General features: G+C 68.0%; 21 protein-coding genes. 9 read left to right on the top strand and 12 right to left on the bottom strand.

The features are described from left to right. Positions 1-125: 125 nt before the first annotated feature. The 3 genes from LKD76_RS23300 to LKD76_RS23310 all read left to right on the top strand — a co-directional run bounded on the left by LKD76_RS23300 (position 126) and on the right by LKD76_RS23310 (position 3,849). Positions 126-938 (top strand): RNA polymerase sigma factor SigF, encoded by an 813-nt coding sequence (locus LKD76_RS23300; RefSeq protein ID WP_227983536.1) that lies wholly within the window; start codon positions 126-128, stop codon positions 936-938. A gap of 70 nt (positions 939-1,008) precedes the next feature. Beyond that, on the top strand, positions 1,009-2,064 hold the full coding sequence (locus tag LKD76_RS23305) for an AraC family transcriptional regulator (RefSeq protein WP_227983537.1): 1,056 nt from the start codon (positions 1,009-1,011) through the stop codon (positions 2,062-2,064). A gap of 84 nt (positions 2,065-2,148) precedes the next feature. Further along, complete coding sequence (locus LKD76_RS23310) at positions 2,149-3,849, top strand: FAD-dependent oxidoreductase (RefSeq protein ID WP_227983538.1); 1,701 nt, start codon at positions 2,149-2,151, stop codon at positions 3,847-3,849. A gap of 5 nt (positions 3,850-3,854) precedes the next feature. Here the strand turns inward: LKD76_RS23310 and dmpG are convergent, their stop codons facing one another. Genes dmpG through LKD76_RS23325 form a run of 3 tightly spaced genes read right to left on the bottom strand, consistent with a single transcriptional unit; the run spans position 3,855 to position 6,663 of the window. After that, positions 3,855-4,874: a 4-hydroxy-2-oxovalerate aldolase gene (dmpG, locus tag LKD76_RS23315; protein ID WP_227983539.1), complete on the bottom strand. Its 1,020-nt coding sequence runs from the start codon at positions 4,872-4,874 to the stop codon at positions 3,855-3,857. Continuing rightward, positions 4,871-5,842, bottom strand: a complete 972-nt coding sequence (locus LKD76_RS23320; protein WP_227983540.1) for an acetaldehyde dehydrogenase (acetylating) — start codon at positions 5,840-5,842, stop codon at positions 4,871-4,873. The genes dmpG and LKD76_RS23320 overlap by 4 nt, the downstream gene beginning before the upstream one ends. Then, positions 5,839-6,663 carry a 2-keto-4-pentenoate hydratase gene (locus tag LKD76_RS23325; RefSeq protein WP_227983541.1) on the bottom strand — a complete coding sequence of 275 codons (825 nt, stop codon included), beginning with the start codon at positions 6,661-6,663 and terminating at the stop codon, positions 5,839-5,841. Before LKD76_RS23325 ends, LKD76_RS23320 begins: the two co-directional genes overlap by 4 nt. A 118-nt stretch (positions 6,664-6,781) precedes the next feature. Here LKD76_RS23325 and LKD76_RS23330 point away from each other — a divergent pair, with 118 nt between their 5' ends. Then, the gene (locus LKD76_RS23330) at positions 6,782-7,549 is read left to right on the top strand and encodes an IclR family transcriptional regulator (RefSeq protein ID WP_227983542.1); all 768 of its coding nucleotides are present in this window, start codon (positions 6,782-6,784) and stop codon (positions 7,547-7,549) included. Between the two features lie 84 nt (positions 7,550-7,633). Here LKD76_RS23330 and LKD76_RS23335 read toward each other — a convergent pair whose 3' ends face one another. Both LKD76_RS23335 and LKD76_RS23340 read right to left on the bottom strand, forming a co-directional pair. Continuing rightward, a complete protein-coding gene (locus LKD76_RS23335) occupies positions 7,634-9,163 on the bottom strand; it encodes a catalase (protein ID WP_227983543.1) in 1,530 nt (509 codons plus the stop codon). Positions 9,164-9,194: 31 nt separating this feature from the next. Beyond that, entirely contained in the window at positions 9,195-9,515 is a 321-nt protein-coding gene (locus LKD76_RS23340; protein WP_227983544.1) for a hypothetical protein, read from the bottom strand. A gap of 335 nt (positions 9,516-9,850) precedes the next feature. Here LKD76_RS23340 and LKD76_RS23345 point away from each other — a divergent pair, with 335 nt between their 5' ends. After that, complete coding sequence (locus LKD76_RS23345; protein WP_227983545.1) at positions 9,851-10,561, top strand: MgtC/SapB family protein; 711 nt, start codon at positions 9,851-9,853, stop codon at positions 10,559-10,561. 112 nt (positions 10,562-10,673) lie between these two features. Next, positions 10,674-11,921 carry a serine hydrolase domain-containing protein gene (locus tag LKD76_RS23350; protein WP_227983546.1) on the top strand — a complete coding sequence of 416 codons (1,248 nt, stop codon included), beginning with the start codon at positions 10,674-10,676 and terminating at the stop codon, positions 11,919-11,921. Between the two features lie 18 nt (positions 11,922-11,939). Here LKD76_RS23350 and LKD76_RS23355 read toward each other — a convergent pair whose 3' ends face one another. After that, positions 11,940-14,300: a heavy metal translocating P-type ATPase gene (locus tag LKD76_RS23355; protein WP_372465920.1), complete on the bottom strand. Its 2,361-nt coding sequence runs from the start codon at positions 14,298-14,300 to the stop codon at positions 11,940-11,942. A 170-nt stretch (positions 14,301-14,470) separates the two neighbouring features. Between LKD76_RS23355 and LKD76_RS23360 the strand changes: the two genes are divergently transcribed. Next, a complete protein-coding gene (locus LKD76_RS23360) occupies positions 14,471-15,553 on the top strand; it encodes a substrate-binding domain-containing protein (protein ID WP_227983548.1) in 1,083 nt (360 codons plus the stop codon). On the opposite strand, the gene LKD76_RS23365 is transcribed toward LKD76_RS23360, so the two are convergent. The 5 genes from LKD76_RS23365 to LKD76_RS23385 all read right to left on the bottom strand — a co-directional run bounded on the left by LKD76_RS23365 (position 15,539) and on the right by LKD76_RS23385 (position 19,143). Further along, a complete protein-coding gene (locus tag LKD76_RS23365) occupies positions 15,539-16,945 on the bottom strand; it encodes a hypothetical protein (RefSeq protein ID WP_227983549.1) in 1,407 nt (468 codons plus the stop codon). The genes LKD76_RS23360 and LKD76_RS23365 overlap by 15 nt on opposite strands. A gap of 315 nt (positions 16,946-17,260) precedes the next feature. Continuing rightward, on the bottom strand, positions 17,261-17,527 hold the full coding sequence (locus LKD76_RS23370; RefSeq protein ID WP_227983550.1) for a hypothetical protein: 267 nt from the start codon (positions 17,525-17,527) through the stop codon (positions 17,261-17,263). A 108-nt stretch (positions 17,528-17,635) separates the two neighbouring features. Continuing rightward, on the bottom strand, positions 17,636-18,013 hold the full coding sequence (locus LKD76_RS23375) for a DUF5313 family protein (RefSeq protein WP_227983551.1): 378 nt from the start codon (positions 18,011-18,013) through the stop codon (positions 17,636-17,638). Next, positions 18,006-18,476 carry a MarR family winged helix-turn-helix transcriptional regulator gene (locus LKD76_RS23380; protein WP_227983552.1) on the bottom strand — a complete coding sequence of 157 codons (471 nt, stop codon included), beginning with the start codon at positions 18,474-18,476 and terminating at the stop codon, positions 18,006-18,008. The genes LKD76_RS23375 and LKD76_RS23380 overlap by 8 nt, the downstream gene beginning before the upstream one ends. A gap of 82 nt (positions 18,477-18,558) precedes the next feature. After that, positions 18,559-19,143 (bottom strand): TetR/AcrR family transcriptional regulator, encoded by a 585-nt coding sequence (locus LKD76_RS23385; RefSeq protein WP_227983553.1) that lies wholly within the window; start codon positions 19,141-19,143, stop codon positions 18,559-18,561. Between the two features lie 107 nt (positions 19,144-19,250). On the opposite strand from LKD76_RS23385, the gene LKD76_RS23390 reads away from it, so the two are divergent. After that, on the top strand, positions 19,251-20,390 hold the full coding sequence (locus tag LKD76_RS23390; RefSeq protein ID WP_227983554.1) for an acyl-CoA dehydrogenase family protein: 1,140 nt from the start codon (positions 19,251-19,253) through the stop codon (positions 20,388-20,390). A gap of 98 nt (positions 20,391-20,488) precedes the next feature. Next, a complete protein-coding gene (locus tag LKD76_RS23395; protein WP_227983555.1) occupies positions 20,489-20,920 on the top strand; it encodes a hypothetical protein in 432 nt (143 codons plus the stop codon). Positions 20,921-21,035: 115 nt separating this feature from the next. Here the strand turns inward: LKD76_RS23395 and LKD76_RS23400 are convergent, their stop codons facing one another. After that, positions 21,036-22,040 carry an oxygenase MpaB family protein gene (locus LKD76_RS23400; protein WP_227983556.1) on the bottom strand — a complete coding sequence of 335 codons (1,005 nt, stop codon included), beginning with the start codon at positions 22,038-22,040 and terminating at the stop codon, positions 21,036-21,038. Positions 22,041-22,046 lie beyond the last annotated feature (6 nt).

Raw genomic sequence — 22,046 nt, forward strand, 5'->3', positions numbered from 1 at the left:
GTGCGCCCTGGTCATCGCCCAGAAATAGGCGATCGCCGGGGCGCACGCGCACATCCCTCCTTTTGAGAATCGCGCTGACGGGTACCCCATTCTGGTCGGCTTCGGTTGGAAGCGAGGTATCTCGGATGACAGATGAACCGATCGCCCGGAATGCGGAGACCGCCGCGCGCCACGGCGCCAACAGCTACGACGATATCGAGCCGTGGTTCGATAAGTTGGCCGCCCTGGACGCTGCTGATCCGCACCGCGAATCGGTGCGCGCGGAAATCATCGAACTATGCCTGCCGCTGGCCGAACATATCGCCCGCAGATTTTCCGGGCGCGGCGAATTGTTCGACGATCTGCATCAGGTGGCGAGGCTCGGCCTGGTCCTGGCCGTCGATCGTTTCGACCCGGCGCGGGGAAATTCTTTCCTGTCCTTCGCCGTCCCCACCGTGATGGGTGAGGTGCGCCGCCATTTCCGCGACTACACCTGGTCCACCCGGGTGCCGCGGGCGACGAAGGAATTGTGGCTGCGCATCGGTCCGATGACCGAACAATTCGCCCACGAACACGGTCGGATGCCGACGGCCGGGGAACTGTCCGAGGCCCTGGGCGTGGATGATCGCGAGATCGTGCAGGCGATGATCGCCGGTAACGCCTATCAGCCCAATTCGATCGACGCCGTGGTCGACCCCGACGACGGCGCGATTCTGGAGAAACTGGGCGCCGAGGAGCGGTGTTACCGGCTGACCGAGGACGCGATGGCGGTGCGGCCGCTGATCGATGCGCTGCCCACCCGGGAACGCCGCATCCTCGTCATGCGCTTCTTCGAATCCAAGACTCAGAGCCAGATCGCGAAGAAGCTGGACATCTCGCAGATGCACGTCTCGCGGATCCTGACTCGCACCCTGGCCGGCATTCGGCGGCAGGCGCTCTGCGACTCACTCCCGTCCTGATCCCCGGGGATTCGACACGGGCAGGGCCCGATCGCGGCCCGAGATCAATAGTTCCGGCCATAATGGTTCTATGCACACCGTCGAGACGCCCGAGGTCCGCACCTGGAACTTCCCCCGCGGGATCGCCAGCGTCGCGGTGATGACGGAATTCGCAGCCGCATACGGCGTGCCGGCCGACCGGCTGCTCACCGGATCGGGCATCGGCCCGGCCGCCCTCACCGATCCCGGCGTCCAGATTCCGGCCGAGTCCGAACTGACGGTGGTACGCAATCTGGTCGCCGAGCTCGGGCACGTTCCGGCCCTGGGCGTCGAGATCGGGCGACGGTACCGGTTGAGCACCTTCGGCATCTTCGGCTTCGCCTGCGTCACCAGTCCCACACTGCGCGAGGCGATTTCGCTGGCGATGCGATATTACCGGCTCGGGTTCGCCTTCTGCACACCGATTGTCGAGTACCGGCGCGACGATGTGATCGCCTGGATCCACCACGAGCTCATCCCGCCCGATGTGCAGCAGTTCCTGGTGGAGCGCGATATCGTCGCGATGCACCGGGTGATGAGCGATCTCCTCGGCCACGACTTCGCCCTCGCCCGTATCGAATTCGGCTACGACGAACCGCCGCACGCGGACCGGCTCGAGGCGGTGCTGGGAGCGCGGGCGCGATTCGGGCGGCCGCACACCATGTTCACCGTCGCACCGGAGATCCTGGCCCAGCCGCTACCGCAGGCCAATCAGCAGACCTGGGCGGTGTGCATCGCGCAGTGCCGGGATCTGGTGCAGCGTCGCAGCGCGCGCACGGGTATCGCGGCCGAGGTGCGCGAGCGGCTGCTGCCCGGCAGCGGCGCGACCGGTATCACCACACCACCGCCGATCGAGACCGTGGCCCGTGAGCTCAACATGAGCGTGCGCACGCTGCGGCGACGCCTGACCGATGCCGGAACCAGCTATCGGGCACTGCTCGACGAGGTACGCCGGGCGCTCGCCCAGGAGATGCTCTCCGGCACGCCGCTGACCATCGACGACATCGCCATCCGGCTGGGCTACGCCGAGGCCACGCCGTTCATCCACGCCTTCAAACGCTGGACCGGCACCACCCCGGCCGCCTATCGGCGTGACCGGAACTATTGATTAGTTGGCCGCCGATCTCTTCGGACGACTCCGCTCCGCGCCTACGGTACGAGGAGACGATCGAGACGAGGAAAGGCGCCGGCGATGGGATTCGACTACGACGTGGTAGTCATCGGGTCGGGATTCGGTGGCAGCGTGAGCGCGCTGCGCCTGACCGAGAAGGGCTACCGGGTCGGAGTGCTCGAAGCCGGCCGGCGCTTCGCCGACGACGAATTCGCGAAGAACTCCTGGCGCGCCCGGCAGTTCCTGTGGGCGCCGCGACTGGGCTGCTTCGGCATCCAGCGCCTGACCCTGCTGAAGGACACTTTCATCATGAGCGGCGCGGGCGTCGGCGGCGGCTCACTGGTGTACGCCAACACCCTCTACGAACCGCCCGCCACATTCTTCGACGATTCGCAGTGGGCACACATCACCGACTGGGGCGCCGAACTCGCACCGCATTACGACCAGGCCAAACGCATGCTCGGGGTAGCCACGAATCCGGCGACCACGGCATCGGACCGCATCCTGCGGGAGGTGGCCGAGGAATTGGGCGTGGGCTCGACATTCCGGTCCACTCCGGTGGGAGTCCTGTTCGGCGGTAAGGGAACCCGGCCCGGCCAGGAGGTGCCCGACCCGTACTTCGGCGGGGTGGGCCCGGCCCGTCGCACCTGCACCCATTGCGGTGAATGTATGACCGGCTGCCGGCACAACGCCAAGAACACCCTGGTGAAGAACTACCTTTATCTCGCCGAAAAAGCCGGGGCCACAGTGCATCCGAATACCACGGTGGTGGATGTGGTGCCGCTGGCCTCGGGCGGATACCGGATCGACACCGTCCGTACCGGGCGCTGGGTACGCAAGGCACGCCGCGGTTTCACCGCCGAACAGGTGATCTTCGCCGCCGCGGCGCTGGGCACCCAGCGACTGCTGCACCGGTTGCGCGACCGGGGATCGCTACCGGCGGTGTCCGGGCGCCTCGGCTATCTGTCGCGCACCAATTCCGAAGAGCTGCTGTCGATTCGGAGCCGGCGGGCGGACACCGACTTCACCAGGGGTGTCGCCATCACCTCCTCCATCCATCCCGACGCCGACACCCATATCGAACCGGTGCGATACGGCAAGGGCAGCAATGTGCTGTCGCTGATGACCACCGTCATGTACGACGAGGACGGCCGCACCGGGCGCGGCCGGCTGTGGGCGCGCGAGAACTGGCGCCGCCGGCGCGATCTGCACCGGGTGCACAACCCCCGGCACTGGTCGGAGCGGATGATCGGCCTGCTGGTGATGCAGTCGGTGGACAACTCCCTGACCACCTTCACCGAACGCGGCCTGTTCGGACGCCGGATGACCACCAGACAGGGTGAGGGCGAACCGAATCCGACCTCCATCCCGGCCGGTCACGAGGTGGCGCACCGGGTGGCCGACAAGATCGACGGCATCCCCACCGGCGGTATCAGCAGCCTGTTCGGCATTCCGATGACCGGTCACTTCATCGGCGGCTGCGTGATCGGGGATTCGCCGGACACCGGTGTCGTGGACCCCTACCAGCGAATGTACGGGCATCCGGGACTGCATATCGTCGACGGCTCGGCCATCTCGGCGAATCTCGGTGTCAATCCGTCACTGACCATCACCGCGCAAGCCGAACGAGCCCTGTCGCTGTGGCCCAACAAGGGCGAATCCGATCCGCGGCCGGCGCTCGGCGCGCCCTACCGCAGGATCGCCCCGGTCGCACCCCTGATGCCGGTGGTCCCGGCCGGTGCACCAGCCGGACTCCGGCTGCCGATCGTCGACATCACCTGATCGGACTACACCGGCTGCCGCTCGGCGAGCAGGGTCAGCGCGATATCCATGATCATGTCCTCCTGCCCGCCGACGAGACGGCGCCGGCCGGCCTCCATCAGCAGGGTGCGGGCATCGATCCCGTAGCGCCGGCTCGCGGCCTCGGCATGCCGCAGGAAGCTGGAGTAGACCCCCGCGTAGCCCAGTGTCAGGGTTTCCCGGTCGACCCGAACCGGGCGATCCTGCAGCGGGCGGACCAGGTCGTCGGCGGCGTCCTGCAGCGCGAACACATCGCAGCCGTGCCGCCACTCCAGCAGATCGGCCACCGCGATGAACGCCTCGATCGGGGTGTTGCCCGCTCCCGCGCCGTGACCGGCCAGCGAGGCGTCCACGCGCACAGCGCCGTGCTCGACCGCGGTCACCGAGTTGGCGACCGACAGCGACAGATTCTCGTGGGCGTGGATACCGATCTCGGTTCCGGCGTCGAGGATGTCGCGATAGGCGCGGATCCGCTCGCCCACGCCGTGCATGGTCAGCCTGCCACCGGAGTCGGTGACGTAGACACAGTGCGCCCCATAACTTTCCATCAGCTTGGCCTGCGCGGCCAGATGCGCGGCCGGGATCATATGGCTCATCATGAGGAAGCCCGCCACATCCATACCCATCTCGCGGGCGGTCGCGATGTGCTGTGCGGACACATCGGCCTCGGTGCAGTGGGTCGCCACCCGGACCGAACGGACCCCGAGATCGTAGGCGCGCCGCAGATCCGCGGCCGTGCCCACACCGGGCAGCAGCAACGTGGTGAGCCGGGCCCGCGACAGATTCGCCGCCGCCGACTCGATCCAGGCCCAGTCGCTGTGCGAACCCGGCCCGTAGTTGACCGAGCCGCCCGCGAGCCCGTCACCGTGGGCGACCTCGATCGCGTCCACACCGGCGGCGTCGAGTGCGGCGACGATGCGGCCCACATCCTGCGGGCTGATCCGATGCCGGACCGCGTGCATACCGTCGCGCAGCGTGACGTCCTGGACGTACAGGTTCGGACTCATCGGAGGTCCTCCTCGGGCCGGCTGCTCTGCGCGATCCGCTCGGCGATCCGCAGCGCCGCAGAGGTCATGATGTCGAGATTTCCGGCGTAGGCCGGCAGATAGTGTGCGGCGCCCTCGACCTCGAGGAACACCGACACCCGGTGGGTCGGCGCCGCGACGCTGCCGTCGGCCAGCAGGGTGTGCACCGGCTGGTCGGCCGGGATTTCGTCGATCTGCACCTGCTGCTTGAGCCGATAGCCCGGCACATAGGCCGACACCTCACCGACCATCTTCTCGACCGAGGCGCGGATCAGCTCGTGGGTGTCCGGTTCCGGGGCGTCGACGAGGCAGAAAACGGTGTCGCGCATGATCAGCGGCGGCTCGGCCGGATTCAGGATGATCACCGCTTTACCGCGCGCGGCCCCGCCGACGGCCTCGATCGCATGCGAGGTCGTCTCGGTGAACTCGTCGATATTGGCGCGGGTTCCCGGCCCCGCCGATTTGGCGGCGATCGAGGCGACGATCTCGGCGTAGGCGACCGGCACGACCGCCGACACGGCCGCGACGATCGGAATGGTCGCCTGTCCGCCGCAGGTCACCATGTTCACGTTGGGGGCGCCGAGATGTTCGTCGGCATTGACCGCGGGCACCACGAACGGACCGATCGCGGCCGGTGTCAGATCGATCAGCCGTTTGCCCAGCGGTGCGAGCCGGGCGTTGTTGACCTCGTGCGCCTTGGCCGAGGTCGCGTCGAACACGATCTCGATCTCGTCGAAGCCGGGCAGCGCCACCAGACCCTCGACACCCTCGTGGGTGGTGGCCACGTTCATGCCGGCGGCGCGAGCGAGACCGTCGGATTCCGGATCGATACCCACCATCGCGGCCATGTCCAGGTACTGCGAATGTCGCAGGACCTTGATCATCAGATCGGTGCCGATATTGCCCGAGCCGATGATGGCGACCTTGGTGCGGCCGCTGCTCGCGCTCATCGGCCCGCCTCCCGATCCGCACCGAAAGACGCGGTGACACTGCCGAGTCCGGAGACCGTGGCGGTGACCGTCGCCCCCGGATGCAGGGGGCGCATCGGGCCGAGAGCGCCGGAGAGGATCACCTGTCCGGCCCGCAGCGGGTCACCGAACTCGCGGGCGCGGCGGGCCAGCCACGACAGTGCGTTCAGCGGGTCGCCGAGACAGTCGGCGCCCGTTCCGGTCGACACCGGTTCACCGTCGATCCGCATCGTCATGGTCACGTCGACGGGCTCGAATTCGCGCAGCGCGCGACGGTGCTCGCCCAGAACGTACACACCGGCGGACGCGTTGTCGGCGACGGTGTCGGCGAAGGAGATGTCCCAGTCGGTGATCCGGCTGTCGACGATCTCGAGTGCGGCGACGGCATAGTCCACCGCGGCCCGGCACTGCTCGACATCCAGCTCACCGTCGGCCAGATCGCGCGCCAGGACGAAGGCGACCTCGGCCTCGGCCCGCGGCTGCAGCAACCGTCCCATCGGGATCTCGGCGCCGTCGCGATAGTCCATATCGGCGAACAGCACACCGAAGTCGGGCTGATCCACGCCGAGCTGATCCTGCACGGCCTTCGAGGTCGCGCCGATCTTGCGGCCCACCACACCGGTGCGGGCGGCGTTGAAATGCTCCTGCACCCGGTAGGCGGTCGCGATGTCGTCGGGGCCGATCAGATCGCGGATGGGTGCGCACGGCCGCCGGGTGGCGGCGGCTTCGGCGAGTCGACGCGCCGCCGAGACGACGACCGCCTCGTCGACGCGCTCACCCGCGTGGTCGGTTGCAGTGGACACAACCGCTCCTTTCCTTTCGTCGGACACCCCACAGTGCACCCGAGGCGCTGGCCCTGGAACAGTAAAATGGTCCACTGAATGGACCGAACGGGCCGTGAACTTGTCATCGAGGAGCGATATGGCGGAATCGGGGCTGCCGGACACCTCGGTGCTGGGTCGCACGATGCTGATCCTCGAGGCCTTCGGAGTCGAGGATCAGACGGTGGGGCTGTCGGAGCTCGCCAGGCGCACGGGGCTGCCGAAACCCACCGTGCACCGCATCGCGAAGGATCTCGTGACGGCCCGGTTGCTGTCCGCCACACCGAGCGGCTATCGCCTGGGCCGGGGATTGTTCGAACTGGGCATGCGAGCCGCACCGGAGCGCACCCTGCTCGAGATCGCGGTGCCGTTTCTGCAGGATCTGTTCGGCCGGACCCGCGAAACGGTCCATCTGGGCGTACTCGAAGGTGATGAGGTCGTCTACATCAGCAAGATCGGCGGACACCGCCAGGCCCGGTCGCCGTCTCGGCTCGGCGGTCGAATGCCGCTGTACTGCACCGGAATAGGCAAGGCGCTCCTCGCCCACAGCGATCGCCCGACCATCGACCGGATCCTGGCGGGTCCGCTCCCACGCCGGACCCCGCGCACGATCATCGCGCCCGGGCTGCTGCGCCGCCAGCTGGATCAGATCGTCGAACAGGGCGTGGCCTACGAATACGAGGAGTCCGCCCGCGGCATCGTGTGTGTCGCGGCACCGGTGCTCGGGACCGACGATCGCCCGCTGGCGGCTATTTCGGTCACCGGCCCGGTCGCCCAGTTCCGGCCGGATCAGCACGCCACCTCGGTGCGGGCCGCGGCGGCCGGCATCTCGTCGATTCTGGCCCGCCGCGCCGGCGCGGCGCCGTAGCGCCGCTTCCCACCCGGGCAGCGGAGTCACTCGAAAGCAGCGCCGGGCGGAACCGATCCGCTACCGGCGCTGCGCTCCGCGGGCTCAGGCCTTGCGCTGCGCCGAGGAGCGGGCCGGATTGTGTTGTCCGGCCGCTTTCGGATCCTTCTCGTCCCGCTTCGCGGCCACCCCGGCCTCCACCCGGTCGCCCAGGTCCTTGTCGACATTGCGCCAGTATTCGAACGCGCGGGTCAGCACCGGGGCGCTGACACCGTTGAGCAGATGGCCGACGATATTGTCCACCAGCCGATCCCGGGCCGCGTCGTCGAGCACGTCGCGCACCATGGTGCCGGCCTGCCCCCAATCGTCGTCGTCTCGGCGCCGGGTATAGGCGGCCCGGACCATCTCACCGTCGGCGTACCAGCCGGCAGTGGGACCGGCGCGCTCGGGCTCGGCGTGCGGACCGCCCTTCGAATTCGGGACGTAGACCGGATCACCGGGATTGTGGTGTCGCATCGCCCCGTCCTTGCTGTAGGAGTGCAGCGGCGAGGTGGGCGCGTTGACCGGTAGCTCCTTGTAATTGGCGCCGATCCGGTGACGATGCGCGTCCGGATAGGAGAACCAGCGCCCGAGCAGCATCTTGTCCGGACTCGGTCCGGTGCCCGGCACCGCGTTGCTCGGCTCGAACGCGGCCTGTTCGATCTGGGTGTGATAGTCGGAAGGGTTACGGTTCAACGTCATCCGGCCGACCTCGTGCAGCGGATAGTCTCCGTGCGGCCAGACCTTGGTCAGATCGAACGGGTTGAAGCGATAGGTCTTGGCCTCCTCGAACGGCATGATCTGCATCTTCAGCGTCCAGCTCGGATGATCGCCGCGGTCGATCGCCTCCCACAGATCCCGGGTGTGGTAGTCGGTATCCATCGACGCCATCTGGTCGCCCTCGTCCTGGGTGAAGAACTCGACGCCCTGATCGGTGAGGAAATGATATTTCACCCAGTACTTCTCACCCTCGGCGTTGACCCACAGATAGGTGTGGCTGGAGTAGCCGTTCATATGGCGCCAGGTGCGGGGAATCCCGCGATCCCCCATCAGCCAGGTGACCTGGTGCGCGGACTCCGGTGACAGCGTCCAGAAATCCCACTGCATATCGTGATCGCGTAAGTTGTTGTCCGCGCGGCGTTTCTGGGAGCGAATGAAGTCCTGGAACTTCATCGGATCACGCATGAAGAAGATCGGCGTGTTGTTGCCGACCAGATCGAAGTTGCCGTCTTCGGTATAGAACTTCAGGGCGAATCCGCGCGGATCCCGCCAGGTGTCCGGGCTGCCGCGTTCTCCGGCGACCGTGGAGAATCGGGCCAGCATCGGTGTCTTCTGCCGCGGCTGGAATACCTTCGCGCAGGTATAGGCACTCATATCCTGCGTCACCTCGAAGATGCCGAACGCGCCGCCGCCTTTGGCGTGCGGCTGGCGCTCGGGTACCCGTTCGCGATTGAACGCGGCCATCTTCTCGATCAGATACGCGTCGTTGAGCAGGATCGGACCGTCGGGACCGACGGTCAGCGAGTCCACATCACTGGCAACCGGAATTCCGGCGTCGTCGGTGGTGAAGCCACCGGCTCGAGTCGTGTCGACCATGGCTCTCCTCTTCGCTATCGGTGATCTCGGTTCAGTGCCCCTGCCGCTGCATGGGTTCCCACTGGTCACGGCGACTGGTCCGCCGGCTCTCGACCACGAGCCAGGTGATGCCGCCGATCAGGCAGATCGCGCAGACGACTCCGGCCACGATCGCCCAGCCGGCGAATCCGTATCCGGCCGCGGTCAGGGCGAGGGCCAGCGCCACGGCCCCCAGGGCACACAGCACGATGCCCGGAATGTTTCCGGTGTCCTCGATCCCCTCACCGGCATGCCGACGGGTTGTCGGCTTCCACCGTCGTCGTTCCCGAGTGGGCTCCGACGTACTGGTGCGGGCCGGTTGTGGTCCGGTCATGATGGCACCTCCGTTTCCCGGTTTCGGCCATACAGGGCACGGTCGCCCCCTGCTCAGGGACGTACTACCCGGACCGAGCCGTTCGAATCACGCGGTGGCGCCCGCCGCCGGATACGCACCGCGCCACCCCTGGAATACGGGTTGCCGACGGGGTGTGACCGGTGTTTACTACCTTCCGGCGCGCATGGAAAGGAGGTGGTCGCAATGCCGGACGACAGTCACAGACGTCACTGTGCCAACAATTCACCGGGCGGCCACTCCCGTGTCCCGCGCCGCGCGTATCCGTCGCGGTAGCCTGCGCGCGAGTCCCTCGCCCTCCATCGAAGGGTGTTCACATGTCGACTTGGGAAATGCTGCTGCGCCTCGCGACCGGCGTCGGCCTCGGCGCGGTGATCGGGTTCGAACGCCAGTACCGGGCCCGGATGGCCGGGCTGCGGACCAACGCGCTGGTCTCGGCCGGAGCGGCGTTGTTCGTACTGCTGTCGGCCCACGGATTCCACGGGGGCGCGGCCGATCCCACCCGGGTCGCGGCTCAGATCGTTTCCGGTATCGGTTTTCTCGGCGCGGGTGTGATCATCCGCGACGGCCTGAACGTGCGCGGACTCAACACCGCGGCCACCCTCTGGTGCGCCGCCGCGGTCGGCGCGCTGTCCGGGGCGGGGATGTACGGCACGGCGGCGGCGGGAACGGTGGCGGTCGTCATCGTCAACATCGCGTTACGCGCGGCCGGCCGCGCGGTGGACCGCCAGCCGGAGTCCGGTGACGAACAGCCGGCGCACTACGCGTTCACCGCGGTCACCGACGACGCGCACGAGGCGCATGTACGGGCCTTGCTGGTACAGGCGTTGTCTCGGACCGATTTCCGGCTCGTCGCCGTCGCCAGCGCGAATGCCGCGGACGCCGGCCGCGTGCAGGTGCGCGCGAATCTGGTCGGCGATCAGCGCGACGATCGGCAGATGGAATCGGCGGTCAGCCGGTTGAGCCTGGAGCCGTCGGTGACCAGCGTGGGATGGCATACCGCCGAGCCGGTCGGGCCGCCGCTGTAGCGTCGCGAGCCGGCCTACGCGGTGCGGGCGCCGGGCAAGGCCGTGAGCGCCCGCGATACGCACCGCTGAGCGCTCGACCTGCGCCGATCGTCCGGCTCACTATGCTGGCGCCGTGAGCACCCCGATGGTTTGCATTCCCGCCGACCTGGACGCCGTCACCGCGGTCGGCCCCGAGGACGATCCCGCGGCGGCGGGGCTGACCCGCGCCGACGTCGAGGCCATCTGGGAGTCGGTGCGCGCGTGGTACCGGCTCGGCACCACTCCGGCCATCCAGATCTGTCTGCGGCGCCGCGGCTCGATCGCGCTGAACCGGGCGATCGGTCACGGCCGGGGTAACGCTCCCGCCGACGGCCCGGACGCCGACCGCGAACCGATCACCGTCGACACCCCGTTCTGCGGCTTCTCCACCGCCAAGGGCGTGGCCGCGACGGTGATGTCGATGCTGATGGAGCAGGGCGTGTTCGCCGCGGAAGACCGTGTGTGCGACTACATTCCGGAATTCGCGGCGCACGGCAAGGGCCGAATCACCATCGCCGATGTGCTCGGCCACGCGGCCGGGGTGCCGTTCATGCCGGCGGGTTATCGGGGATTCGACGCCGTCGTGGACGAGGAGGTCGCGGTGCGGGCCCTCGTCGAGCTGCGGCCCAGCTGGCCGCCCGGGCGTTTCCGCGTCTACCACGCGCTGACCAGCGGACTGATCCTGCGCCTGCTGGTGCAGCGCGCGACCGGGAAGCGGATGCGCGACCATCTGGCCGAGCAGGTGCTGGATCCGCTGGGTTTCCGCTGGACCAACTTCGGTGTGCGGCCCGAGGACGTGGGCCGGGTGGTGCCGAGTGTGCGCACCGGGCCGCGGCCGTCACGGGCGTGGTCGGTGGTGGCCGGGAAGGCCCTCGGCGGTGGTATGAGCTCGTCCATGCCGGAGTCGGCGATCCGCGACTTCCTCACCGCGGAACTGCCCTCGGGCAATCTCGTCACGACCGCCGCGGAACTGTCGCGCTTCTACGAAATACTCAGCCGTGGAGGCGAACTCGACGGCGTGCGCGTTCTGTCCCCCGAGATATTGCGGAACGCGATCCGGCCAGCGCCGCGGATCCCCGGTATCGCCGGGCGGGTCAGCCGGGCCGGATTCGAACTGGGCGGGAGGCGGTCGAAATTCGGCCCGCACACCGAATCCCACTTCGGCCGGAGCGGATTGACCACCCAGTACGGCTGGGCCGATCTCCGCCGCGGACTTGCGGGAGCCATCCTGACCAGCGGCAAGGCCACCACAGATACCGAGCGCCCGTGGCAGCTGTGCGCACAGATCTCGGCCCTGGTCCCCCGCGATGCCGCGGCGCCCGGACTGTCGGCACTCGACTGATCTTGTGTGCCGCGGCGGTCAGGCGGAGCGCTGCGGGAGCCGAAGCCCTTTGAGCGACACCGCGTTCAGCGCGACGATGATGCTGGATCCGGACATGGTCAGGGCGGCGATCTCGGGGCGCAGCGTGAATCCGAAGGCCGGCTCGAACACCCCCGCGGCGATCGGCAACGCGACGGTGTTGTATCCGACCGCCCACGCCAGGTTCTGACGCATCTTGCGCAGGGTGCCCCGCCCGATCCGCAGCGCGGTGGGCACATCGAGCGGATCCGAACGCATCAGCACCACGTCCGCGGTATCGATGGCCACATCGGTGCCGGCGCCGATCGCGATGCCGAGATCGGCCTGCGCCAGTGCGGGGGCGTCGTTCACGCCGTCGCCGACCATCGCGACTTTTCTTCCTGCGGACTGCAATTCGGCGATGGTGGCGGCCTTGTCGCCGGGCAGGACCTCCGCGATCACGGTATCGATCCCCAGTTCCCCGGCGATCCGGTCGGCGGTGGCCCGATTGTCACCGGTGAGCATCACGACCTCGGCCCCCAGCCCGTGCAGTTCGCGGACCGCGTCCGCGGCGGTGTCGCGAGGCGCGTCGGCGATCCCGACGACCGCGACCGGCTTGTCGTCGATCGCCACGAGGACCGCGGTGCGTCCGCCTTCCGCGATATCGGCACGGGGACCGGCCCAGTCGCCGAGTTCGATCCCTTCGCGTTCGAGCAGCCGCCGGTTGCCGACGACCACTCGATGTCCCTCGACGGTAGCGATCGCGCCGTGCCCGGCCACGTTCTCGAAACCCTCGGCACGCCGCCGGACGGCGCCGTGGGCGTCGGCATAGCGCACGATCGCCTGCGCGAGCGGATGTTCGGACTCCCGCTCCACCGCCGCTACCGCCGCGAGTAGTTCCGGCGACGGCTCGGTCTCCTTGGTCACGAACTCGGTGACCTCGGGTTCCCCCTTGGTCAAGGTGCCGGTCTTGTCCATCACGACCACGTCGACGCGGGCCGACGTCTCCAGTGCCAGCGCGTTCTTGAACAGCACGCCGCGCCGGGCGCCCAGCCCGGTGCCGACCATGATCGCCGTCGGCGTCGCCAGCCCGAGTGCGTCCGGGCAGGTGATGACGACGACGGTGATCGCGAACAGCATCGCGGTGGCGAAGGTCGCCCCGGCGAGCAACCAGCCCAGCAGGGTCGCGGCACCACCGATCAGCGCCACCAGGACCAGCCAGAACGCGGCCCGATCCGCCAGCTTCTGCCCGGGAGCCTTCGAATTCTGCGCCTGCTGCACGAGTTGCACGATCTGCGCGAGCGCGGTGTCGGATCCGACCTTGTCCGCGCGCACCCGCAGGGTGCCGTCCACGTTGATACTCGCGCCGATCACCGCGGATCCGGGCTCTTTGTGCACCGGCAGACTCTCGCCGGTGACCATCGACTCGTCGACCTCGCTGTCGCCCTCGGTCACGACGCCGTCCACCGGGATCTTCGCGCCGGGCCGCACCAGCAGCAGATCTCCGACGACGACCTCGGCGGTCGGAATCTCGACCTCCCGGCCGTCGCGCAGCACCACCGCGCGCGGCGGGGCCAGATCCAGCAGGGTGCGGATGGCATCGGTGGCGCCGCCGCGCGCCCGCATCTCGAACCAGTGCCCGAGCAGGACGAAGGTGGCCAGCATGGTCGACGCCTCGTAGAAGACCTCGCCGCCGCCGCTGATCGTGATCGCCAGCGAATACAGCCAGCCGGCCCCGATCGCCACCGCGACCAGCACCATCATGTCGAGAGTGCGAGCCCGCAGTGCCCGCAGTGCCCCGGTGAAGAAGATCGTCGAGGAGTACCCGATCACCGGCAGGCTCAGGATCAGCGCCCACACGTCCTGCCGCAGCCCGAACGGTACCGGCAGGTCGATGCCGAACATATCCGTCGCCATCGGCGACCAGAGCATGACCAGCACCGAGAACACCAGCGCGACCAGGAACCGATTGCGCATATCGGCGGCCATATCCGCCATCGACATGTCGTGGTGGGCGTGGGTCCCGTGCATCCCGGCGTCGCGGTCACCGTCGGATCCCGCCTCGTGTCCGGCGTGCGGGGACACGCCGTCGGCGTGGGACGGTTCGGCCAGAGGATCGCACAGATGCCGGGGCACGGATTGCCCGCTGCAGTGCAATCCGCAATCGCGCAGCCAGCCACGCAGGTCGCGCACCGAGGTGCGGGCCGGGTCGAAGGTGACGGTGGCGGTCTGGGCCACGGGGTTGATCGCCGCCGCGACCACCCCGGGGCGGCGCCGCAGTACGCGAGCCGCGGTGTCCTGACTGCTCGCCCATGCCAGCCCGCGCACATCCAGCACCACGGTTCCGTATTCGGTGTCGTCCACGGCAACGGCTCCTCTCATCGGCTCCGGCAACCACCCGAACATATACCCTATGGGGGTATCTTGCAAGAGATGGCCTCCCACCACTGCGGAGAGGTCCGGACTCGGCGCCGCCGTGGACTGTCGTTAACATGGGCAGCCCGGGGAGCGACTATTCGACAACAACGATGATTCCGGCGGCGGAGGTTTCGATGACGATGTCGAACTCCCGCGGCGGGCGCGAGACCGTCGATATCGCGCTGGTGGTGCCCGGTAGCGGGCCGGCGGGTCTGTTCGGCCCGTCGTGTGAGGCATGTGCCGCGCTGGCGGTCGAGGATGTGAACCGCGCGGGTGGAATTCTGGGACGACCGGTGCGACTGCACACGGTCGACGCGGGCGCGCCGTTGCCGCTGCTGGCTCAGCGCATCGACCGGATGATCGGCACCGGCGCCATCGACGGGGTGGTCGGCTGGCATCTGTCCAATGCCCGCCGGGTGCTCACACCCCGCACCGCCGGCCGGGTGCCCTACATCTACACCACCTTCTACGAGGGCGGGGAGAATTCCGACGGGGTGTACATGGTCGGAGAGACCCCGGAACACCAACTGTTTCCCGCCCTGCGCTGGTTGCGGGCGGAGAAGGGCATCCGGCGCTGGTGCATCATCGGCAACGACTACGTCTGGCCGCGCGAGACGGCCCGGGTCACCCGCGAATCGGCGGCACTGTGCGATATCGAGATCGTCGGCGAGGCGTACGTGCCGCTGGGCGGCCGGGCGTTCGGGCCCGCGCTCGACCTCATCCGGACCTCGTCGGCACAGGGCGTCCTGCTGTTCATGGTCGGCGCCGACTGCGCGGCGTTCAATCGCGCCTTCGCCGACGCGGGACTCGACGAGCACCGGCTGCGATTGAGCATGATGATCGGCGAGGATGTGCTGTACGCGGGCGGCCCCGACAGCACCCACGGATTGTTCACCGCCTCAGGCTATTTCGAGAGCGTCATATCGCCGGCGGCCATGGACTTCGGCAGCCGCTACACCGCGCGCTACGGCACCTTCGCGCCCGCGCTGAACAATATCGGCGAATCCTGTTACGAGGGTCTGCTGTTGTTCGCCTCCCTGGCCGAAGCGGCGCGCAGCCTCGATGTGCGCGAGATCGAACGGCATGCGGGCCGGGTCCGGTACGGCGGCCCGCGCGGTGAGGTGAAGGTCCGCGGCGCCCACACCACCCAGCCGGTGTTCCTCGCTGGGGCCGACGGCGTCGATTTTCAGGTGGTCAGCGAATTACGCCGAGCCTGAGGCGTATTCGCCCGAGATGGCGGCCTCGCGCGACGCCGGGACTTCCGGGGCCCCGCCGCGGTCCGGCCGGAGCCGATCGATCAGCAGGACTATCGCGGCACAGCCGATTCCGAGGCCCGCCGCCGCGATCCCGGGCAGCGCCGTATGCCCGGCATCCGCGCTGCGATACCACGTCTGCGAGTAGGCGAGCCGGCCGATATCCCGGCCCTGCAGGGCCACGCCGGCCGACGGGACGAACAGGATCGTGATCCCGATGACGGCGCTGGTCGCGCGCGGGCCGACGGCACTGCCCACCGCGTACCCGGCGACCGCGGCGAGGACGAGAGAGCCGGGGACGGTCACCGCCGCGGTCGTCGTGTCGACCACCACCGCGGTCACCGCGGCCGCCACCGCCAGCACCACCGACGCCGCCACCGCCGCGAACGGCTTGCGGCGCCGCCACCCCACGTACATGCCCGCGCCGGCCGTCAGCACGATCAGAATCGTCGACCAGCCGGGCCGGGGCACGGTCAGCACGGTGGATCCGGCCGAGGCGAAGGCGACCATCACCACCACCAGCATCCCGTCTCGCTCCGGCAGCAGCAGTGCCGCGGCCGCGGTCGCGAGGAGCAGGACCGCACCGGCTGCCACGATCGTCACCACGGCGCCGCTGCGTGCCAGCCACACCGAGGTGGCCAGGATCGCGGAGACGATCACCACACCGGAGACCACCGGTTTCAGCGGCACGACGGACAGGGTTTCGGGCTCGGACCGGCGGCCCTGCCGGAACAACACGGCCGTGATCAGCATCAGCACGATGGCAACCAGGATCAGCCAGACCGGCGGCGCACCGCGCAGCAGGTCGTCCCCCGGCGCGGTCGACGCGAAATCGGGCGCCTGGGTGAGATCGGCGACCAGGATCGAGCCGAGCGCACCGAACAGATAACCCCCGGCCGGGGCACGCCGATCCCAGACGGCCGCCGCCAGACAGCCGAGGATGACCCCGGCGAGCATCGAGTCGACGTAGTTCAGCGTCGACAACGTCCGGGTCTCCAACCGGACGAGCAGCACGTGATTCACGAGCATCGCCGCGGTCGCACAGAACACCGCGCACCAGGCCAGGCGGCTGCTACCGATCGCGGCCGACACCGACACCGCGATCACCGCGATCAACGCGCCGGCGGTCAGGGCCAGCGGCATATTGAAGATCAGCAGGTCGACCTGCAGGGCCGAGCCGGGTGACAGCCAGGATCGGCTGATGGGCAGCATCATCGCCAGTCCGGCCATCCCCGCGGCTACGCAGGCCGCCGCGGTCTCGGCGGCCACCCGCAGCGAGGGCGTATCGGTGATGCCGGCCGACAGCCGATGTGCGTACTCCCGGATATCCGGGAGACCGAAAGTCACAGCACTCACGCCGGGCTCCGTTCCCGGGCAGGTGACACCTGGACGTGAAAACCCCGCCGATTCGATAGCCAAATGATTGCCGAATCGACACTACCGGAGCACGAAAACCCGCCAGGCCCCAAGAATTAACCGATAGTCGGCTATTTCCACCATCAGATGAGGGTTTGCTAACGGTCCGGACCCGAGTGATATAGCTTTCGCATCACTTTCGGTAACAACTGTGGCTCACCGCAGGTGGCGACGAAAACGACCGCCCCTCGGGAGCACACGCCCGTTGCCGAATCGTGTCCGAGCAGACGAACAGATCGGCATCGGGAACCGGGATCAGCGGACGCCGTCGTCGACCGGCGTCTCCGTGCCGTCGGGTCCGGCGGCCGACGAACCGGCGCTGCGGAACAGGGGCCGGTGCGCTACCCCACCGGCCGGCGCCGGCGTTTCGATCGGTACCGGACCGTGGCTGAATAGATTCGGCTGCTCGCTCATATCGGATGCCCTTTCCTGCGAACGGTGACCCGGACCCGCCTTCGACGCTTTCGTCCGGCCGACGAATCGGCCGTACGCCTCGGCGCCCGGCGGTACTCGATCGATCACCGACACAATGACAGTACACCCCGAATCAGCGGCGGCCGCCGCGAACCGGCTCGACGGCGCGTCACGGAATCGGTTCGGCGGCGGTGGTTTACGCGACCGCGGGCGTGTTCAGCCGCGCCCGTGCCGTAGTTCGTAGCGCTCGCGTTCCTCGGCCGCGCGGCGGCGTTCGCCGATATCGGCGAGTTCGGGGTCGAGTCCGTGCCGCAGCAGCCGGTGGCGCCGGTACACGTACATCAGCGCGACGGTGAAGTAGATCAGCGGTATGTACAGCAGCGCCATCATCGACAGACCGATCCACAGCGGGCCGGGGATCAGTAGGAACAGGCACAGCACCGGGATGACCGGCACCAGGAATCGCACCAGGTAGCGGCGTGCGGCGCCGGGCCCGGTCAGATCCCGCAGCACCCACTCGCGCATCGACGGCGGCAGTGTCGCACCGCAGATATAACGCACTCGCTGAATCGGATTGGGCTCGAGCTCACTCATCGCCGGCTCCCTGAATTTCGGCGGCCCGCCGGGCGGCGGAGTTGACGCGGGTCAGCACCTCGCGCAATTCCTCGAGATCGGCGAGGCTCACCCCCAACCGCTCGACGACGGCCGGTGGTATGCGCTCGGCCCGGGCGCGCAGCGCGCGGCCGGCGTCGGTCAGATCGATCAGCAGCGCGCGTTCGTCGCGGCGGTCGCGGCGGCGGGTGATGAGATCGGCGGCCTCGAGTCGCTTGAGCAGCGGGGACAACGTCGCGGAATCGAGCTGGATCGCCTCGGCGATGGCCTTCACCGACATCGGCGCCTCGCCCCACAGTGCCAGCATCACCAGATACTGCGGATGGGTGAGCCCCATCGGTTCCAGCAGCGGGCGGTAGACCGTCAGCACCGATCGATTCGCGACGGCCAGGGCGAAACACACCTGCCGGTCCAGCCGCAACGGGTCCTCGACCTCGGTCTTCATATCCCACCTCCTCGGGTCGGACATAAAGCTATCGCACTAATAGTTAATACACAAACTATTAGTGCGCCAACACACACCCGGCTCAGCGGCTGATACCGGCCGTCAGCAAGCCGGCCAGCTCCCGGTAGGCCATAGCGTCGTCGAGTCCGGTCGCCGCGCGCACGCCGCCCTGCTGGATACGCACCATCATCGCCGCCGCGAGATCGGCCGCGAATGCCGCGTGGACATCGCGGAATTCGCCCGCCTCCACCCCCTCGGTGACGAGTTCGCGAACCCGATCGGCGGCGATCCGGGTGTTGATCTCGTAGACCTCCCGGGCCGGCGCGAAGGCATCGAGGTCGCTCATGAAGCGCTCGGAGGCCGCCGAGAGCGCGACCCCCACCGCGGACAGGTAGCCGGTGATGCGGTCGGCCGCACCGGACAGTCGCGCCACCTCGGACTCCACCGCATCGGTGGCGCGCCGGAAGAAGTGCACGGTGGCCACCCGGACCAACTGCTCCTTACTTCCCGCCAGTGCGTACAGGGTCGATTTCGAGCACCGCAGCCGGGCGGCGATGTCGTCGAGAGTCAGGTGGGCGAACCCCTCGGCGAGGAACAAATCGACCAGGGCATCGAAGAGTTCACTGCGCCGCCGGGTGGCGAACTCGGGCCGGGTGAGCTGGTCCATACCCGCGATAGTACTGGGCGGGGCTTTGCAGTACTGTTCACAATCAGTACTCTGCCCAGTAATTCAGTACTGTTTTCGCCGCTGTCTCGCATCCCAGAGGAGTCGCCGTGCCCGTCGACCGCCTGCTACCCACCACCGAAGCGCACGATCTGATCCGGCTCACCCGCGATATCGCGGACAAGACACTGCTGCCCATCGTGGACGAACACGAGAAGTCCGAGACCTATCCCGAGGGCGTGTTCGCGACTCTGGGCGAGGCCGGGCTGCTGAGCCTGCCGTATCCGGTCGAATGGGGTGGCGGCGGTCAGCCCTACGAGGTGTATCTGCAGGTACTGGAGGAGATCGCGGCCCGCTGGGCGGCGATCGCGGTGGCCGTGAGCGTCCATTCGCTGGCCTGCCATCCGTTGTTCGCATTCGGCACCGAGGAACAGCAGCGGCGCTGGCTTCCGGAGATGCTGGGCGGCAGCACGATCGGCGCCTACAGCCTGTCGGAACCGCAGGCCGGATCCGATGCGGCCGCACTCGCCTGCAAGGCCACCGCGACCACCGACGGCTACCGTGTCAACGGCACCAAGGCGTGGATCACCCACGGCGGCATCGCCGACTTCTACAACGTATTCGCCCGCACCGGTGAGGGATCGCGCGGCATCTCCTGTTTCCTGATCCCCGCCGGCACCGAAGGGCTCAGCTTCGGCAAGCCCGAGGACAAGATGGGACTGACCGCGGTTCCGACCACCTCGGCGCATTACGACAATGCCCTCGTGGCGGCGGAGCGCCGGATCGGCGCGGAGGGCCAGGGGCTCCAGATCGCCTTCAGCGCACTGGATTCGGGACGGCTCGGCATCGCCGCGGTCGCGACCGGCCTGGCACAGGCGGCGCTGGACGAGGCGGTCGCTTACGCCCAGCAGCGAACCGCGTTCGGCCGCAAGATCATCGACCATCAGGGACTGGGATTCCTGCTCGCCGATATGGCGGCCGCGGTGGATTCCGCCCGCGCCACCTACCTCGACGCCGCTCGCCGTCGCGATGCGGGACAGCCGTACTCGCGCAATGCCTCGGTCGCCAAACTGGTCGCCACCGACGCCGCCATGAAGGTCACCACCGATGCCGTCCAGGTATTGGGCGGATACGGCTACACCCGCGATTTCCGGGTCGAACGGTATATGCGCGAGGCCAAGATCACCCAGATCTTCGAGGGCACCAACCAGATTCAGCGTCTGGTGATCGCCCGCTCACTGGCCGGCTGAGCCGTCACCGGGCGTGCGGATCCGATCTGTTTGACGATCCCGAGGGCGGCTATATCGGGACTACAAGAGTCCATCGAGGTTGAGAATCGGTAATAGCCATGATCGTATTCATCGGGTTGATCATTCTTTTCGCCGCACTGGTCGTCGGAGTGGCCGCCGCCATAGCCAATTCCGGCGACACCCACGTGCTCGCGACTGAATTCACCGTTTTCGGAGCCCATTTCACCCCCACTCAGAACGAACTGTTCACCGCGGGCGCCGCGGTCGGCGCAGTCGGGATGCTCGGCCTGGGCATCGCCCTGCTCGGCGCGTTCTCGGCTTCACGCCGACACGCGGAGATCCGGCGCGAACTGCGCCACTCGCGCCGTGAAATGAACGCCACGCGCAGGGATCTCGCGAAGACGACGGCGGAGCGCCCGGCGGTTCCGGAGACCGCGCGGCCGACAGCCACGAAAACGAAGCCGCGCTTGCGCAATCCGTTCACCCGCCGCGGAACCGGGCTGTCGGGTAGCGCCCAGCCACAGGCCTGATCCCTTCGCGCACCGAGCCTCCGGCCGGACATCCGGCCGGACCCGGGTGTGCGGGGTGGACCCCTCGGCATCCACCCCGCACACCACCGTCAGCGGCTCCGCTCGCGCCGAACGCTCATACCAGCACGGTCTGTTTGCGAATTCGGCGTTGCACGTCCCGCATCATCATCTTGGTTCCGGAGAACCGGATGAACTTGGGAATGAAGCGATTGACGAAACCGACGAACTGGAACAGATGCTCGAACCGGCGTTGATCGGCCGCACTCCACTCCACGCCCATCTGCTCGCGGAAATGCGGGGGCAGGAATCCAGCGGTCAGAAAGCGCAGCAGACCACCGAACAGGATCCGCAGGTACCAGTGGATCATCCGAAGATGCAGCAGATCACCGATATACGCGCGGAAAGCGTCGTCGACGATCACCTGCCGGCACGCCTCGACCCAGTACTCGTCGAATTCGGCCCGCGTCTTCGGCCACATATCGGGATGTACCTGCAAGGTGGTGCCGAACGTATCCGCCCCCTGATAGAACGCCTCGAGTTCCTCGGGTGACATCTTGCCGTTGATGAGTTGGTGAGAATCCTCGAAGCCGATGTAGATACACGCCGCCACATACAGCTGCAGATGCCGGTCGAAGGCGTTGTACTTGACCTTGGATCCGGGCTTGGAACGCACCTGGCGGTGCGCGACGTTGACAGCCTCCCGGAATTCCTTCTTCTCCTCGGGCGTGCCGAGAATGGCCACCGCGAGATAGGAGGCCGTGGTTCGCAGCCGCTTCCACGGATGCACCATCAGCGCACCGGATTCCACGGTGCTCTCCATGACACCGGCGGCCACCGCGGGATGGGCGAACTGCATCGCGACATTGGCGGCGGCGCCGGCGAACATCCAGAAGTCGAGCGAGTCGGGCAACTGCGCCGGCCGCTTGCGCGGCGACCGGTAGAAGTCCGGAATGTGAATGCGGGTCCGCGCCAGGGGCAACGGCGGCAGTCGCGTGCCGGCAGAGTCCGGTACGCGATCGGCTTCCGCCGCCCGCGACACCGGCACCGACTCCTCCACGACATACGAATCACTGTGCGGGTCGGTGTAATTCGGCTCCCAAGGCTGCGTTGCCGTTGTCATGCCAGT

The organism is Nocardia spumae, from assembly GCF_020733635.1.
Classification (GTDB): domain Bacteria; phylum Actinomycetota; class Actinomycetes; order Mycobacteriales; family Mycobacteriaceae; genus Nocardia; species Nocardia spumae.